Source organism: Streptomyces sp. NC-S4 (assembly GCF_054353315.1).
In genome coordinates, this window is record NZ_CM135937.1 from 3473531 (window position 1) to 3489951 (window position 16421).

Below are 16421 nucleotides of genomic sequence, written 5' to 3' on the forward strand. Positions count from 1 at the left end.
GTGCGGTCATTTTCGCACTACGGACCCACCCCGAGGCCACCCAATACCGTGACGGCCCGCTCCTCGACCGCCTCGCCCGCCGGCACGTCCGGGGTGATGCCGGCGCCGTCCAGGCTGCGGCCCGCCGGGGTGCGGTACGTGCCCACCGTCAGCTCGGCCACCGAACCGTCCGGGAGCTCGGTCGGCATCTGCACCGAGCCCTTGCCGAAGGTCCGGCTGCCCACCGCCACCGCCCGGCCCCGGTCCTGCAGGGCGCCCGTCACCAGTTCGGCCGCGCTCATCGTGCCGCCGTCCACCAGGGCCACGAGCGGCCGGGTGGTGTCCCCGCCCTTGGCCGCGTAGAGGACCCGCTGCTCGCCCCGTACGTCGTACGTGGCCACGAGCCCGCCGTCGAGGAAGGCGGAGGCGGCGGTGACCGCCTCGGTGACCAGCCCGCCCGGGTTGCCGCGCAGGTCGAGCACGACCCCCTCGCCGGGCGGGGCCGCGCGGACGGCGGCCTTGACGCGGTCGCCGGAACCGCGGGTGAAGGAGGCGACCTTGATGACCGTGACCCCGTCCGGACGCTGCCGCACGGTCACCGGCTCGGTGCGCAACTGCTCGCGGCGCACGGTCTCGGTGAGGTCGGCGCCGTCCCGGCTCAGGTTCAGCACGACGGGGGTGCCGGCGTCGCCGCGCAGCAGGGCGACCACGTCGGTCACGGCGAGGCCCGTCACGGCGTGCCCGTCGACGCTCAGCAGCCGGTCCCCGGCGCGCAGTCCGGCCCGGGCGGCGGGGCTGCCGGGCTGGATCCGGTCGACCTTGATCACGCCGTCGGCGGCCCGCCCGGCCCACACCCCGACGCCGGTCCAGCGGCCGTCGAGGCCCTCGGCGAAGGCGGCGTACTCGCCCTGGTCGTAGACGGTGCCCCAGCGGTCGCCGCTGCGGCTGACGACCTCCTGGGCCGCCTTCTTCCCGGACTTCCCCTCGGCGACGGCCTCGGCGACGGCGCGGGCGACGGCCTCCCGGTCGACGGTGGCCGCCTCGCGCGAGGGCTCGGCCGCGGGGGCGCCGGTCAGCGCCGCGGCGGCCCCGGAGCCTTCCTCGTGCTCCCAGCATCCGGTTAAGGCACCGGTGGCGACGGCGGCGAGGAAGGCGAACGTCAGAACGGCCCCGCGACTGAGGTCGCGGGGCCGGAGACAGAGAGCGGGCCGACCCGGCATGGCGCCGAGTCTAGGACAAGGCCCGCGCCGGTACGGATGGTTGGCCGTACCGCTCACGGGGCGCTTGTCACACCTTCAGGTACTTGCGCAGGGCGATGAAGGCGGCCATGGAGGGCATCAGGAGGCCGATGAAGAGTACGTACGGAAGCTTGGCCAGCACCGATCCCCAGCCCATGAAGTCGATGAGCTGGATCTTGTCGCGCAGCCCGACACCGTGGTCGATCACGAAGTACTGGCCGGAGACGAGCATGCCGCAGGCGAAGAGCGCGCCGATGAGGCCGGCGACGGCCGCCTCCATGATGAAGGGGACCTGGATGTAGAAGCTGGAGGCACCGACCAGCCGCATGATCCCCGTCTCACGCCGTCGGCTGAAGGCCGAGACGCGCACGGTGTTGACGATCAGCAGCAGTGCCACGATCAGCATGATCAGCATGATGGCGAGCGCCGCGATGTTCAGGTAGTTGAGGATCCGGAAGAGGTCGTCGATCGCCTGGCGCTGGTCGTCGACGGTGTGGATGCCGTCTCGGCCGACGAAGGCGGAGGTGACCACCTTGTACTTCTCCGGGTCCTTCAGCTTGACCCGGAAGGACTCCTGCATCTGGTCCGGGGTGATGGAGGAGGCGAGCGCCGTGTTCCCGAACCGCTCCTGGTAGTGCTTGTACGCCTCGTCCGCCGACTCGTAGGCGACGGACTTCACCAGGGACATCTTCTTGAGCTCGGACTCGATCTGCTTCTTCTGCTCATCGGTCACCGCGCCCTTGGCGCAGGTGGTGACGCCCGTGGAGGCCGCCGGCGAACCGTCGGCCTTCTTGGCGGCGGCCTCGCTCGCCTCCACGGCGTCCTGCTTGTTGCAGAGGTAGATCGAGACGTTGGCCTTGTCGTACCAGTAGCCCTTCATCTTGCTCACCTGCTCGCTCATGAGCATGGAGCCGCCGAACAGGGCCAGGGAGAGGCCCACCGAGATGATGACCGCGAAGGTCATGGTGAGATTGCGGCGGAGACCGACGCCGATCTCCGACATGACGAACTGGGCGCGCATTGCGTCTCAGGGACCTTTCAGTGCTGGTAGCCGTAGACGCCGCGCGACTGGTCGCGCACGAGTCGGCCCTGTTCGAGTTCGATGACGCGCTTGCGCATCTGGTCGACGATCTGCTGGTCGTGGGTGGCCATGATCACGGTGGTGCCGGTCCGGTTGATCCGGTCCAGCAGCTTCATGATCCCGACCGAGGTCTGCGGGTCGAGGTTGCCGGTGGGCTCGTCCGCGATCAGCAGGGCGGGGCGGTTGACGAAGGCGCGGGCGATGGCCACGCGCTGCTGCTCACCGCCGGAGAGCTCGCCGGGCATGCGGTCCTCCTTGCCGCCCAGGCCCACGAGTTCGAGGACCTGCGGGACGGCCTTGCGGATCTCGCCCCGCGGCTTGCCGATGACCTCCTGGGCGAAGGCCACGTTCTCGGCCACCGTCTTGTTGGGGAGCAGGCGGAAGTCCTGGAAGACGGTCCCCAGCTGGCGCCGCATCTGCGGAACCTTCCAGTTGGAGAGCTTGGCGAGGTCCTTGCCCAGGACGTGCACCTGGCCGTGGCTCGCCCGCTCCTCGCGCAGGATGAGCCGCAGGAAGGTGGACTTGCCGGAGCCGGAGGAGCCGACCAGGAAGACGAACTCGCCCTTCGCGATGTCGAGGGAGACTTCCCTGAGTGCGGGACGGCTCTGCTTCGGGTAGGACTTGGAGACACTGTCGAATCGGATCACGGGTGCACCACGGTCGCCGGGAGTAGGTGTGCGTGACCATACGCGAACGGGCGCGAGGTGTGGACCCGGCCTCCGGACTTGCCCGATTTATCCCGGCGTGCGGGCGCTCCGGACCGTGATTGCCCGGACGGGCCGCGCCGAATGTCGGCGAAGCTGGCACAGTGGTAGGGGGAACGCTCCGGTTCCCCGCGCCGTTATAGGCGACAGAAGACCGAGGGGACGAGAGGAGGAGCGCATGACATATGACCGGCTCGTGTGCGCGAACTGCGCCGCACCCGTCAGCCAGGGCCGCTGCCCGGTGTGCCGGGCGAACCGGGAGCGCCTCCAGCAGGAGGGCCCCTTCTCCGGCCTGAACCCCGTGACGCTCATCGTGCTCATGGTGGTCCTCGTGACAGCTCTGGTCCTGGTGGCCCAGCACACCGCCTAGACCGCCCGGCCGTGGTGCCCGCAGCAGGCCCGTGCCACGTACCGATCACCCATGCGAGAAGGGCCCGGACACCAGGTGTCCGGGCCCTTCCGCACGTACGCGCGTCACCGAGGGTTACGCGGTCTGCTCCTGCTGCTTGCGCCAGCGGATCCCGGCCTCCAGGAAGCCGTCGATCTCGCCGTCGAGGACCGCCTGCGGGTTGCCGACCTCGAACTCCGTCCGCAGGTCCTTGACCATCTGGTACGGGTGCAGGACGTAGGACCGCATCTGGTTGCCCCAGGAGCTGCCGCCGTCCTTGAGGGCGTCCATCTTGTCCTTCTCCTCCTGGCGGCGCCGCTCCAGCAGCTTGGCCTGGAGGACGTTCATGGCGCTCGCCTTGTTCTGGATCTGCGAGCGCTCGTTCTGGCAGGAGACCACGATGCCGGTCGGGATGTGCGTGATGCGGACCGCGGAGTCGGTGGTGTTGACGCCCTGGCCACCGGGGCCGGAGGCGCGGTACACGTCGACGCGCAGCTCGGACTCGTCGATCTCGACGTGGTCGCTGGTCTCCACGACCGGGAGCACCTCGACGCCGGCGAAGGAGGTCTGGCGGCGGCCCTGGTTGTCGAAGGGCGAGATGCGCACGAGGCGGTGGGTGCCCTGCTCGACGGAGAGCGTTCCGTAGGCGTACGGGGCCTTGACGACGAAGGTGGTCGACTTGATGCCGGCCTCTTCCGCGTACGAGGTCTCGTAGATCTCGGTGGAATAGCCGTGCCGCTCGGCCCAGCGCAGGTACATGCGCTGGAGGCGCTCGGCGAAGTCGGAGGCGTCGACGCCGCCGGCCTCGGCACGGATGTTGACCAGGGCCTCGCGCTCGGCGTACTCGCCGGAGAGGAGGGTCCGGACCTCCATCTCGTCCAGCGCCTTGCGGACGGAGGCCAGCTCGGCCTCGGCCTCGGCCAGGGTGTCCGCGTCGTCCATCTCCTGGGCGAGGTCGAAGAGCACCCCGAGGTCGTCGATGCGCCCCCGCAGCGTCTCGGTCTTGCGGACCTCCGCCTGGAGGTGCGAAAGCTTGCTCGTGATCTTCTGGGCGGCCTCCGGGTCGTCCCACAGGGACGGCGCAGCGGCCTGCTCCTCGAGCACGGCGATTTCTGCCCTCAGCTTGTCGAGGTCCAGGACGGCCTCGATCGACCCCATGGTCGAGGAGAGGGACTTCAGCTCTTCGGAAACATCGACGACTGCCACGGGTCCAGCGTAGCCGGTCCCCGGACAACGCCGTCCGGGCAGGCCGAATCGCCCGTTCTGATGATGGTTCGCACGGGCGTACCCTCTCGGTATGACCGTTCTCCTCGTCAAGCGCCGCCATGTCGACCACATGCGTGTCACGACGACGAGCTGTCCGCCGCCGGACCGAGCAAAAGCCTGATCCACCACGATCCGACTTGGTCCTGTACGCGGCTCCCGCGGTCCCGGCACCATCCCTGTCGGAGACCCGCCCCCCTCCCGCGGCCCCCACCACCTCTGGGGAACAGGACCCCGTGACATCCGAAACGGAGCCGTCATGCCGTCCGCGCACACTCTCCCCGTCCTGGACCTCTCCCAGGCCGACGACCCGGCCCAGCGGGCCGATTTCCTGAAGAAGCTGCACGCAGCAGCCAGGGACACCGGTTTCCTGCACCTGACCGGGCACGGCGTCACCGCCGCCGAGAGCGCCCGCATCCTCGACCTGACCAAGGCCTTCTTCGCCCTCCCGGAAGCCGACCGGCTCGCCGTCAGCAATCTGAACTCCCCCCACTTCCGCGGCTACACCCGGATCGGCCACGAGCTGACCGGCGGCGCCTCCGACTGGCGGGACCAGCTGGACGTCGGCGCGGAGCGCCCGGCGCCGGTGGTGGGGCCGGACGACCCGGCCTTCCTGTGGCTGGAGGGCCCGAACCAGTGGCCCGCCGCCCTCCCGGAGCTCCGTACGGTGGTCCTGGACTGGCAGACCCGGCTCGCGGCGGTCGCCCACCGCCTGCTGCAGGAGCTCCTCGTGGCGATCGGCGCCCCGGCGGACTTCTTCGACGAGGCCTTCGCGGACCGCCCGCACCTGCACACCAAGCTGATCCGCTACCCGGGATCGGCCCCCTCCGGCGCCGACCAGGGGGTCGGCGCGCACAAGGACTACGGCTTCCTGACGCTCCTGCTGCAGGACTCGGTGGGCGGCCTCCAGGTGGTCCGGGACGGCGGCTACGTGGACGTGCCGCCGATGCCGGGCGCCTTCGTGGTGAACCTGGGCGAACTGCTGGAGATCGCGACCGAGGGCTACCTGACGGCGACGGACCACCGGGTGGTCAGCCCGCCCGGCGCGGTGGAGCGGTACTCGGTGCCGTTCTTCTACAACCCGCGGCTGGACGCGGTGATCGAGACCGTCCCGGGCGACTACCTGCGTTCCGCGCCCGGTGTCGCGCACGACGAGTCGAACCCGCTGCACGCCCAGTACGGCCGCAACGAACTGAAGGGCTGGGTCCGCGCGCACCCCGCCGTGGCGCGGCGCTGGCACCCGGAACTGGCCGCGGCGTAGCCCCTGGGCTCCGCCCGGACCCGGTCCTCAATCGCCGGACGGGCTGGAGAATCCGGCCCCGCCGGCGATTGAGGCGCGGGGGTTCGGGAGCGGAGCCCCCGATCCGGGGCGCCGCACCCGGCGGCTACCGCTTCGCGGGGACCGACTGCTTGCTGTCCTGCGGCGGAGCCTCGTCGCCCGAGACGGCCAGCCACGTGCCCAGGCCGATCGCCGCGGCCAGGGCCAGGGCCGACGCCGAGAGGACCAGCCGCCGCTTGCGGGCCGCCTCCGCCCGGTGGCGGGCGGAGCCGGGACGGTGGCCGCCCGCCGGACGGGGGACCCGGGCGGTGCCCAGCGCCCCGCCCGCCAGCTCGTCCGGCCCGGGCACCCGCATCGAGGTGTGGGTGTCCCGGTTGGAGTCGGTCGCCGAGCCCGGCACCAGCGGGACCACGCCCCGCCGTCGGACCGGGTCGGCCACCGGTTCCTCCGAGGGCTCGGGGTCCGGATCCGCGTCGTCCGGCTCGTCCACGTCCAGCGGCGGCATCCCGGCCAGCATCGGCAGCAGGTCCCGCAGCCGGACCGACAGCTCCGAGGCCCGCAGCCGCGAGGCCGGGGCCTTGGCCAGGCACTGCACCATGAGCTGCCACAGCTCGTCGGGGATCCCCGGCAGCGGGACCACCGTCTCCGTCACGTGGCGCCGCAGGACCGCGCCCGGGTGGCCCCCGCCGAAGGGGGTGAATCCCGCCAGCAGCTCGTACAGGACCGTGGCCAGGGCGTATATGTCCACCGCGGCCCGCGGGGGCAGTCCCTCGACGATCTCCGGCGCCAGGTAGTCCGGGGTGCCGATGATCCGCGTCGTCGGGGCGGAGGCCCGGCCCGTGGCGGCCCGCCGCGGGGAGTCGATCAGCTTGGCCACGCCGAAGTCGGTGAGCAGCGCCGGGTGCGAGCCGCCGGGGCCGAGCCGGCCCTGCATGTCCAGCAGGACGTTCTCCGGCTTCACGTCCCGGTGGACGACCCCCGCCGCGTGCGCCGCGGCCAGTGCGTCGGCGACGTCCGCGACGATCGCGACGGCCGCCTCGGGGGCGAGCCGCCGTTCGCGGTCGAGGCGCGTGCGCAGGTCCGTACCGCGCACGAGGTCCATGACGAGGGCGAGGTCGTTGCCGTCCACGACGAGGTCGCGGACGGACACGACGTGCGGATGCTCCAGGCCGAGCAGGGCGCTGCGCTCCTGGACGAACCGTCCGACGAGTTCCTGGTCGGACGCGAGGTCCTCGCGCAGGAGTTTGACGGCGACGGGCCCGTCAGGCCCCTCGCCCAGCCACACCGTGCCCGCGCTGCCGCGCCCCAGGATCTGGTGCGCGGTGTACCGGCTGCCGATCTTCCGTGCCACGACTGCTCCCTCAGTGGCTGGCGTACGCACCAAAGCTACGCGGCCGGGTGGGCATTGGAGGCCAGCAGGGGGCCGGATTCGCGGCGACCTTCACTTCTGCGAGCGAAATCATGTCCCAGAAGTCGACAAATCCACGAAGTCGGGGCTACGAGGGCTCCATCAGGGCTTGGTGGAGCCCGTCGAGCCCGCGGAGTCCCCGATCGAGGTGACCCAGTCGACGGCGTCGCCGCCCCAGGTCCAGACCTGGTCCCACCAGCCCTTGCCGGTGCCGATCCACTCCTGGAGCGGGGTCAGTTCCCAGACCAGCCAGCCCGCGACGAAGAACACCAGGATCAGCACCAGGCAGCCCTTGAGGCAGCCGAGGCCGGGGATCCGCACCGGGTTGGCGCTGCGGCGGCGCGGCTCGCGCGGCTCCCGGGGGGCCGGCCGCTGCTGCGGCGGCGGCTGCGGGGGCTGCTGCTGCGGCTGGCGGTACTGCGGCTGCTGCGGCTGAGGCTGCTGCTGGTACGGCTGGGGCTGGTGCTGCTGCGGCTGGTAGTGCTGCGGCGGCGGGGGCGGCGCGTACTGCTGCTGGGGCGGCTGCTGCGGCGGGCGGTACTGCGGCTGCTGGGGCTGCTGGTACTGCTGCTGGGGAGGCTGCTGGTACTGCTGCTGCGGGGGCGGCGGACCCTGCCGGTACTGCGGCGGCTGCTGCGGCTGCTGGGGCCGGTGCTGCGGCGGCGGGGGCGCCTGCCGCTGCGGGCGGCGGCGCAGCGGGTCCTCGTTCGGGTCGAGGTACTGGATCTGGGTCTGCTCGTTGCGGTCGCGGGCGGCCTGCATCTGCGACTGCCACGGGTGCGGCGAGTCGGGCCGCTGCACCGGGGGCATCACCGAGGTCGGGTCGGCCCCGGGGCCCGCAGCTTCCCCTGGCCCTCCGGGCCGGGGAGACCCCATGGGGAGCACCGAGGTGGCGTCGGCCGCGCCGACCGGCGGCATGACGCTCGTCATGGCGTTCGGGTCGTACGCGCCCGCGCCCGCGTCGGGGGTCTCGGGGACCGGAGCCGGCGAGGGGTCGGGCGCGAGCAGGGCGCCCACGCCGAGCGCGGCCTCCACTTCGGCGGCCGAGGAGTGCACGCCGATGCCGGAGGCCACCACGCGCAGCCCGCGGGCCAGGCTCTCGGCGCTGGGGCGCTCGTTCGGTTCCTTGCGCAGGCAGCGCTCGATGACCGTCCACAGCGGCTCGGGCACGGTGGAGGGCCGCTGCGGGTCCTCGCTGAGGTGGCGGTGGAGCACTTCGAGCGCGGTGCCGCCGGCGAACGGCGGGCGGCCGGTGAGCAGCTCGTAGAGCAGGATGCCGGCGCCGTAGATGTCGACGGCGGAGGTCTGCGGACGGCCCTCGGCGGACTCGGGGGCGACGTAGGCCGGGGTGCCGACGAACTCGTGGGTGCGGGTCAGGCCCGGGGAGTCGGCGAGGCGGGCGATGCCGAAGTCGGTGAGCATCGGCTTCATCTGTCCGCCGCGCTCGTCGAGCAGCACGTTGGCCGGTTTCAGGTCGCGGTGGACCACTCCGTCGGCGTGGCTGGCGGCGAGGGCGTCGGCGATCTGGGCGGTCAGCAGGCTCGCGGCGACGGGCGTGAAGGGGCCGTTCTCCCGCAGGTACCGGTGCAGGTCCGGGCCGTCGATCAGGTCCATGACCAGGGCCAGCAGATCGCCCTCGACGACGAGGTCGCGCGTGCGCACGATGTTGGGGTGGGTCAGGCGCAGCAGGACCGAGCGCTCCCGCAGGAAGCGCATGACGATGTCGGGATCCTGGGCCAGCTCCTCCTTGAGGACCTTGATGGCCACGGTCTCGCCGGGCTGTCCCGCGACGGCCGCCTCGGCGCCGGCGGCCTCCCTCTGGCGGGCACGCCAGACAGTGCCCGTGGCGCCGCGCCCGAGCGGCTCCTCGAGCAGGTATTTGCTGCCGACTGGCCGCACGTCTCGCGCTCCCCTGCTGTCGTCGGATGTGGTCGATCCGCTGATTGGTTTTCCGGCCCACTCTAGGGGGTGTCCCCCGGGAAGACGCCGGTCCCCGGAGGTTGGTTGCCGCACATATGTGCGGTGGGTGATGTTTGCGGGGTATGCCGGAGGCGATTTTCCCCGTCTTCCGCCGCCTTGGTGGCCGGATCCGATCGGGGTCCGGCCCGGGCCCCGGAACATCAAGATCATTTATTGCCGGGTGCCGGGCGTGTTGTCCGTGACAGGTGCGAGGATGCACATGTACGGACGGCACGGGACGGGAGCCCCGCCTTCCGGGCAGACCTGACCGGACGACGCGTCCGTGCCGGGTGGGGGCGGCCGGACGGTCATGTCACGGGATTCCCCTGCCGGGCGCACACACCGCGCACCGCGCAGAAGGGACCGCTGACGGCGATGCAGATCCGGCTGACCGTCCTTGGGTCGCGCAGCGGCCACCAGACCGCGACCGCCCCCGCGAGCTGTGACGTACTCGTCACCGCACCCGTCGGCACCGCGCTGGCCGCGGTCGCCTCCGGGCTCGCGGCGACCGTCGGCGGGCCCGACACCGGGGGCACGGTCGTGCTGTACGCCGGCTCCGAGCGCCTCGACCTCCAGCGGCGGGTGCTCGGCGAGCCCCCGCTCGTGGACGGCGCGGTGCTGGCGCTGCACGGGCCCGTGCCGGACGTCCTGCCGGAGGACGGCCTCGGCGCGGCCCAGCTGCACGTCGTCGCCGGACCCGACGCGGGCGGCGTCCACCTGCTGCACAGCGGGCAGATCCGGGTGGGCCGCTCGGCCGACGCCGACGTCCCCCTCGACGACCCCGACGTCTCCCGGCTGCACTGCGCCGTCACGGTCATCCCCGACGGGCGGGTCGCGGTGGCCGACCTGAACTCGACGAACGGCACCACGCTGGACAGTGCCCCGGTGGGGGCGCAGCCCGTCGCCCTGCCCCCGGGAGCGCTGCTGCGGGTCGGCGAGTCCACCCTGCGGCTGGCCCCCGCGGGCGCGCCCGCGCTGCCGGTGACCCCGGACCTCCAGGGCCACCTCTCGGTCTCCGCCCGGCCCGTCGCCCCCGACCCGCTGCCCGGCACGGATCCGGTCGCGCCCGAGGTCCCCGGTGTACCGGCCGCGCCCGAGGTCCCCGACGCCCCGGGCGCTGCGGCCGCCCCCGGTGCTTCCCGCGAAGCCGGGCAGCAGGGCGCACCGCCGAGTCCCGGCCCCGGCCCGGCCCCCAAACAGCGCAAGGGCCTCGGGGCCTGGGCCCGCAAGTGGGTGCGCGGCGAGGAGCCCGCCGAGGCCCCGCAGGAACCGGCGGCCGCCGCACCCCACCCCGACGATCCCGCCGCGGTGCTGCTGGCCGCGCTGGGCCCCACCGAGCGCCTGTGGTCGCGTACGCCCGGGCATCCCGCCGTACTGGAGGTGGGGCTCGGCGCCGGGAGCCGGGTGTCCCTGTCCGACGTCGGCGCCCTCGGGCTGGCCGGTCCGCGGCCGCGGCTGGCCGGGGCCGCCCGCTGGGTGATCGCGCAGCTGGCGGCGCTGCACGCACCGGGGCAGCTGGAGATCGTGCTGATCTCCGCCGACCGGGCGCGCGGCCTCGCCGACCGGCGGCGCGACTGGGGCTGGCTCGGCTGGCTGCCCCACGTCAGGCCCGCCCACGGCCAGGACTGCCGGCTCCTGCTCGCGTACGACCGCGACCAGGCCGCCGCCCGCACGGGTGAGCTGACCCGGCGCCTCGACGAGGGTCCGCTCGGCGCGCACTGGGCCGCCGCCGACGCCGGGCAGATCCGGCGGGCCGCCGCCCTCCACGAGGGCCCGAACACGCTCGTCGTCCTCGACGGCGATCCCGGGGCCGGCCCGCTGCGCGACGTCACCGGCCGGCTCGCCTCGCACGGCGCGGCCGCCGGGATCCACGTGCTGGTGCTCGCCGAGGCCCCGGCCGCCACCCCCGCCTCGCCGGTCGAGGAAACGTACGAGGCCGCCTGCGCGAGCTCCCCCGCCTTCCGGGACTGCGGCGCGGTCGCCCTGCTCAGCGGCGATGTGGCCACGGCCGTACGCACCTTCACGATCAGCGGCGGCAGGCCGGTCCCGTCGGGGGGCACCGCCACCGCCGATGCCGTCTCCGCCGCCTGGGCCGAGCGCTTCGCCCGGGCCCTGGCTCCGCTGCGCACCGCCGAGGGCGGCTCCGCCGAGACCCGCCGGCCGGCCGCGGCCACCCTGCCGGCCACCGCGCGGCTGCTGGACGAGCTGGGGCTGGCCCGGGCCACCCCGGCCTCCCTGATGGCCCGCTGGGCCGCCGCCACCGACCAGGGCCAGGGCATGGGCGGCCTCGCCGAGATCGTGCTCGGCAGCGGCCGCCGCGGGCCCGTCGGCACCGAGCTCGTCCACGACGGCCCGCACCTGCTCATCGAGGGGCCCGCCGGGAGCGGGCGGACCGAACTGCTGCGCTCGGTCGCCGCGTCGCTGTCCGCGGCCGCCCGGCCCGACCGGCTCGGACTGCTCCTCCTCGACGGGGCCGGCGGCGAGCGCGGCGACGGGCTGCAGCCCTGTACCGAGCTCCCGCACGTCTGCGCCCACCTGGTCGCCTCCGATCCGCTGCGCATGCGGGAGTTCGCGCAGGCGCTGGGCGCGGAGCTCAAGCGCCGCTCCGAGCTGCTGGAGGACCTGTCCTTCGCCGAGTGGCACGCGCAGCGCGAGGTGTCCGACCGCATGGTCTCGCCGCGCCGGCCCGCACCGGGCGAGCAGCGGGGCGACCTCGACCCGCAGCGCACCGGCACGCTGCGGCTGCGGGCCGCGGCCACCCGTACCGACCCGGCCGGACCCAGTCCGCTGCCCCGCCTGGTGGTGCTCGTGGACGACCTCGACGCGCTGGTCGCGCCGGGGCTGGGCAGTACGGGCCGCCCCGCCGCGGGCTCGGTGGTCCGGGCGCTGGAGGCGGTGGCCCGCGAGGGCGCCCGGCTCGGCGTGCACCTGGTGGCCACGACCGCCCGCCCGGACCGTACGGCGGACGCCGGGCCGGGCCGGCTGGCCACCCTGCGCGTGGAGCTCGACGCCCCCGACCAGCCGGGCCCGGGGCGCGGCCTGCTGCGCTTCGACGACGGCCGGACGGTGCCGTTCCAGGCGGGCCGGGTCACCGGCCGGATCCCCCGGACGGCGACCCAGCGGCCGACCGTGGTCCCGGTGGAGTGGGAGCGAATGGGTGATCCGCCGGCCCGCCGTCCGGTCCGTGAGCTGGGCAACGGACCCACCGACCTCGCGCTGCTGGCCAGCGCCCTGGACCGGGCCTCGCACCTGGTCTCGGCGATACCCGTGCTGTTCCCGCCCGCGCCCTGAGGCCCGGCCCGGAGGGTGTCCCACCCCCGCGAGGCGCTATTGCGGGGGCGCACCGCTCGGCGTAGACCTTGTGGTCCAGGACACATCACGGGCATCGGGGGCAGAACCATGCGCAGGCACGGAACGAGCCGTACGACACTCACCTGGACGGCGCTCGCGGCGGCGGCCGCCCTCACGCTCTGCGCGTGCGGGGACGGCGGGACGGACGAACCGCGGGGCCCCGAGGGCAGCACGGCCGCACCCCGGGTGCAGTTACCGAAGCTGCCCGGCGAGAAGCTGGAGGTCGCCGCGGTCTGGACGGGCCCGGAACAGGAGAACTTCACCAAGGTCCTGAAGGAGTTCGAGAAGCGGACGGGGGCCACCGTCACCTTCGTCCCGGCCCAGGACCCGATCGTCACCTTCCTCGGCACGAAGATCGCGGGCGGTGCGCCGCCGGACGTGGCGCTGCTCCCGCAGGTCGGTGCGCTGAAGGCAGCGGTGGAGAACAAGTGGGCGCAGCCGCTCGGCCCGGAGGCCGCGGCCCAGCTGGACGCGAACTACTCCAAGGGCTGGCGGGCGCTCGGCGCCGTCGGAGACACCCAGTACGGCGTGTACTACAAGGCCGCCAACAAGTCGCTGATCTGGTACAACGCGAAGGCCTTCGAGGCGGCGGGGATCAAACCCCCGAAGACGTGGAAGGAACTGATCACCGCGGCCGACACGCTGTCCGCCTCCGGCACCCCGGCCGTCTCGGTGGCGGGCGCGGACGGCTGGACCCTCACCGACTGGTTCGAGAACATCTACCTCTCCCAGGCCGGGCCGGAGAAGTACGACCAGCTGGCCAAGCACCGGATCAAGTGGACGGACGACAGCGTCAAGCAGGCGCTGACCACCCTCGGGGAACTGTTCGGCCGCAAGGACTTCCTGGCGGGCGGGCCGAGCGGGGCGCTGTCCACCGAGTTCCCGAAGTCGGTGACGCAGACCTTCACCGGCGGCGACCGGCCGGCGGCCGCGATGGTCTTCGAGGGCGACTTCGTGGCGGTGAACATCGCGCAGACCGAGGCGAAGGTGGGCGAGGACGCCCTCGTCTTCCCCTTCCCGGCGGTCGGCGAGAAGGCTCCGGTGGTCTCCGGCGGCGACGTGGCGGTCGCCCTGAAGCCGTCGAAGGGGGCTCAGGCGCTGCTGACCTTCCTGGCCTCGCCGGACGCGGCGGAGATCCACGCCCGGCAGGGCGGCTTCCTCTCCCCGAACAAGGCGGTGGACCCGGCCGCCTATCCGAACGCCATCCAGCGGGACATCGCCAAGTCGCTGATCGCGGCGGGCGACGACTTCCGCTTCGACATGTCGGACCAGGCCCCGGCGGCCTTCGGCGGGACCCCGGGCGCGGGTGAGTGGAAGGCGCTCCAGGACTTCCTGGCGAACCCGTCGGACGTGGCGGGCACCCAGGCGAAACTGGAGGCGGACGCGGCCAAGGCCTACGGGAACTGATCCCGTGCCGGCCCCTGCCGCCAAAGGCGCCGCAGCCGAGGGCTCCGCAGCCAAGGGAGTCCTCTCCGCGGAGGCCCGGCGCCGCCGGCTGATCGCGGGCGCGTTCCTCCTCCCGGCGCTCGTGCTGCTCGGTGCGCTCGTCGTGCACCCGATCGGCTACTCCCTCTACCGCAGCTTCTTCGACCGTTCCGGCGACACCTTCGTCGGCGGAGCCAACTACCGGGAGATCCTGAGCGACGACACCATCCGCACCGCCCTGAAGAACACGGCGCTGTGGGTGGTGTTCGCCCCGGCCACGGCCACCGCCCTCGGCCTGATCTTCGCGGTCCTCACCGAACGGGTGCGCTGGGGAACGGCGTTCAAGCTGCTGGTGTTCATGCCGATGGCGATCTCGATGCTGGCCGCGGGCATCATCTTCCGCCTCGTCTACGACCACGATCCCGACCGCGGGGTCGCCAACGCGGTCTGGGTCGGGGTCCACGACACCTTCGCGCAGTCCTCGGCCTTCCCCAAGGCCCGCCCGGGCCGGGACTCGCCGCTCGCGGACGCGGGCGGGGGTGCCTTCATCACCCGCGACCCGGTACGCGCCGGTACCCCGGTGCTGCTCCCGCTGGTCGGCGTGGCCCCGGAGGCGCTGCCGGACGGAACCCGTACCGCGGGCAGGTCCGACGCCGTGCCGGGGAAGGTCACCGGCACCGTCTGGCAGGACTTCACCCGGGGCGGGGGCGGCGCGACGAACGTGGTCGACCCGACCGAGCAGGGCTACGCCGGGATGCGGATCGAGGCGGTCAAGGACGGCCGGGTGGTCGATACGGCGACGGCCGCCGCCGACGGCACCTTCACCCTGTCCGCGAAGGCCGACGGGGCGCTGCTGCGGCTGCCCGCGGCCAATTTCCGGGAGGCGTACGCGGGGGTGCAGTGGCTCGGCCCGGCGCTCGTGACCCCGGCGGTCATCGGAGCGTACGTATGGATGTGGGCCGGTTTCGCGATGGTGCTGATCGGGGCCGGGCTGGCCGCCGTACCGCGTGAGCTGCTGGAGGCGGCGCGCGTGGACGGGGCGAGCGAGTGGCAGGTGTTCCGGCGGATCACCGTCCCGCTGCTCGCGCCCGTCCTCGTGGTCGTGCTCGTCACCCTCGTCATCAACGTCATGAAGATCTTCGACCTGGTCTTCGTGATCGCCCCGGGTGCGGTCCAGGACGACGCGAACGTGCTCGCGCTCCAGCTGTACCGGACCTCCTTCGGCACGGACGCCGATCCGGGGCTGGGCAGCGCGATCGCGGTGCTGCTGCTGGTGCTGGTGATCCCGGTGATGCTCGTGAACATCCGTCGGCTGCGCAAGGAGAGGTCCCGATGAGCCGTTCCGACACGACGCCGGGCCCGAAGGCGGGCCCGACGGCGGAGCCGCCGTCGGAGCCGGCTGCGGGTCCGGCGGCCGCCGGGCCCGCCCGGCCCTCGTACGCCGCGCGCGCCTCCGCCGGACTCGCCGCGGGCGCGCTGCGCGTCTTCCTGGTCGCGGCGGCGCTCTTCTGGCTGCTGCCGACGCTCGGACTGCTGCTCTCCTCGTTCCTCTCCCCCACCGACCTCAACAGCGGCGGCTGGTGGCAGGTGCTCACGGCGCCCTCGCGGCTGACGGTGGACAACTACGCGCGGCTGCTGGAGAACGACACCATCACCGGCTCACTCCTGAACACCTTCGCCATCGCCGTGCCGGCCACCCTGCTGGTCGTTAGCCTGGGCGCGTTCGCCGGGTACGCCTTCGCCTGGCTGGAGTTCCCCGGCCGGGACTGGCTGTTCCTCCTCGTCGTCGGACTGCTCGTGGTCCCGGTCCAGGTGGCGCTGATCCCCGTCTCCGAACTCTTCGGCTCCATCGGGCTGTTCGAGACCACGGCGGGCGTGGTCCTCTTCCACACCGCCTTCGGACTGCCCTTCGCCGTGTTCCTGCTGCGCAACTTCTTCGCGGAGATCCCGCGCGAGCTGCTGGAGGCGGCCCGGCTCGACGGGGCGGGCGAACTGCGGCTGTTCGCCCGGGTGGTGCTACCGCTCGGCGCGCCCGCGATCGCCTCGCTCGGCATCTTCCAGTTCCTGTGGGTGTGGAACGACATGCTGGTGGCGCTGGTGTTCGCGGACTCGGCCCACCCGCCGGTCACGGTCGCCCTCCAGCAGCAGGTACGGCAGTTCGGGAACAACATCGACGTACTCGCGCCCGGCGCGTTCCTGTCGATGGCGATCCCGCTCGTCGTCTTCTTCGCCTTCCAGCGGCAGTTCGTCTCGGGGGTGATGGCCGGGGCGATCAAGTGACGGCGATCAGGTGACGCTGTGCATGCCCGCTGCCGCCCCGACCCGGGTCGATCTTCCTCGACGGCG

12 protein-coding genes are annotated in these 16421 nt (G+C 73.2%); 6 read left to right on the forward strand and 6 right to left on the reverse strand.

Annotation, left to right across the window (positions count from 1 at the left end; all coding sequences use genetic code 11):
- Positions 1 to 17 precede the first annotated feature (17 nt).
- The 3 genes from ACXNSR_RS15270 to ftsE form a co-directional block, all read right to left on the reverse strand.
- Positions 18 to 1199 carry a S41 family peptidase gene (locus ACXNSR_RS15270; RefSeq protein WP_458642562.1) on the reverse strand — a complete coding sequence of 394 codons (1182 nt, stop codon included), beginning with the start codon at positions 1197 to 1199 and terminating at the stop codon, positions 18 to 20.
- A gap of 67 nt (positions 1200 to 1266) precedes the next feature.
- Entirely contained in the window at positions 1267 to 2238 is a 972-nt protein-coding gene (gene ftsX, locus ACXNSR_RS15275; protein WP_189747312.1) for a permease-like cell division protein FtsX, read from the reverse strand.
- 17 nt (positions 2239 to 2255) lie between these two features.
- Positions 2256 to 2945: a cell division ATP-binding protein FtsE gene (ftsE, locus tag ACXNSR_RS15280; RefSeq protein WP_030771648.1), complete on the reverse strand. Its 690-nt coding sequence runs from the start codon at positions 2943 to 2945 to the stop codon at positions 2256 to 2258.
- Between the two features lie 235 nt (positions 2946 to 3180).
- On the opposite strand from ftsE, the gene ACXNSR_RS15285 reads away from it, so the two are divergent.
- Complete coding sequence (locus ACXNSR_RS15285) at positions 3181 to 3372, forward strand: hypothetical protein (RefSeq protein ID WP_030011325.1); 192 nt, start codon at positions 3181 to 3183, stop codon at positions 3370 to 3372.
- Between the two features lie 114 nt (positions 3373 to 3486).
- Here ACXNSR_RS15285 and prfB read toward each other — a convergent pair whose 3' ends face one another.
- Positions 3487 to 4596 (reverse strand): peptide chain release factor 2, encoded by a 1110-nt coding sequence (gene prfB / locus ACXNSR_RS15290; protein WP_458642563.1) that lies wholly within the window; start codon positions 4594 to 4596, stop codon positions 3487 to 3489.
- Positions 4597 to 4912: 316 nt separating this feature from the next.
- Here prfB and ACXNSR_RS15295 point away from each other — a divergent pair, with 316 nt between their 5' ends.
- The gene (locus ACXNSR_RS15295; protein WP_458642564.1) at positions 4913 to 5914 is read left to right on the forward strand and encodes an isopenicillin N synthase family dioxygenase; all 1002 of its coding nucleotides are present in this window, start codon (positions 4913 to 4915) and stop codon (positions 5912 to 5914) included.
- 124 nt (positions 5915 to 6038) lie between these two features.
- Here the strand turns inward: ACXNSR_RS15295 and ACXNSR_RS15300 are convergent, their stop codons facing one another.
- The gene (locus ACXNSR_RS15300) at positions 6039 to 7283 is read right to left on the reverse strand and encodes a serine/threonine-protein kinase (protein ID WP_458642565.1); all 1245 of its coding nucleotides are present in this window, start codon (positions 7281 to 7283) and stop codon (positions 6039 to 6041) included.
- 159 nt (positions 7284 to 7442) lie between these two features.
- Positions 7443 to 9239, reverse strand: coding sequence for a serine/threonine-protein kinase (locus ACXNSR_RS15305; protein WP_458642566.1), 1797 nt, complete (start codon positions 9237 to 9239; stop codon positions 7443 to 7445).
- Positions 9240 to 9674: 435 nt separating this feature from the next.
- Between ACXNSR_RS15305 and ACXNSR_RS15310 the strand changes: the two genes are divergently transcribed.
- The 4 genes from ACXNSR_RS15310 to ACXNSR_RS15325 all read left to right on the forward strand — a co-directional run bounded on the left by ACXNSR_RS15310 (position 9675) and on the right by ACXNSR_RS15325 (position 16355).
- Positions 9675 to 12590 carry an FtsK/SpoIIIE domain-containing protein gene (locus ACXNSR_RS15310; protein WP_458642567.1) on the forward strand — a complete coding sequence of 972 codons (2916 nt, stop codon included), beginning with the start codon at positions 9675 to 9677 and terminating at the stop codon, positions 12588 to 12590.
- 108 nt (positions 12591 to 12698) lie between these two features.
- Positions 12699 to 14057 (forward strand): ABC transporter substrate-binding protein, encoded by a 1359-nt coding sequence (locus ACXNSR_RS15315; protein ID WP_458642568.1) that lies wholly within the window; start codon positions 12699 to 12701, stop codon positions 14055 to 14057.
- Positions 14058 to 14061: 4 nt separating this feature from the next.
- Positions 14062 to 15411 (forward strand): carbohydrate ABC transporter permease, encoded by a 1350-nt coding sequence (locus ACXNSR_RS15320; RefSeq protein ID WP_458642569.1) that lies wholly within the window; start codon positions 14062 to 14064, stop codon positions 15409 to 15411.
- A complete protein-coding gene (locus ACXNSR_RS15325) occupies positions 15408 to 16355 on the forward strand; it encodes a carbohydrate ABC transporter permease (RefSeq protein ID WP_458642570.1) in 948 nt (315 codons plus the stop codon). The genes ACXNSR_RS15320 and ACXNSR_RS15325 overlap by 4 nt, the downstream gene beginning before the upstream one ends.
- Positions 16356 to 16421 lie beyond the last annotated feature (66 nt).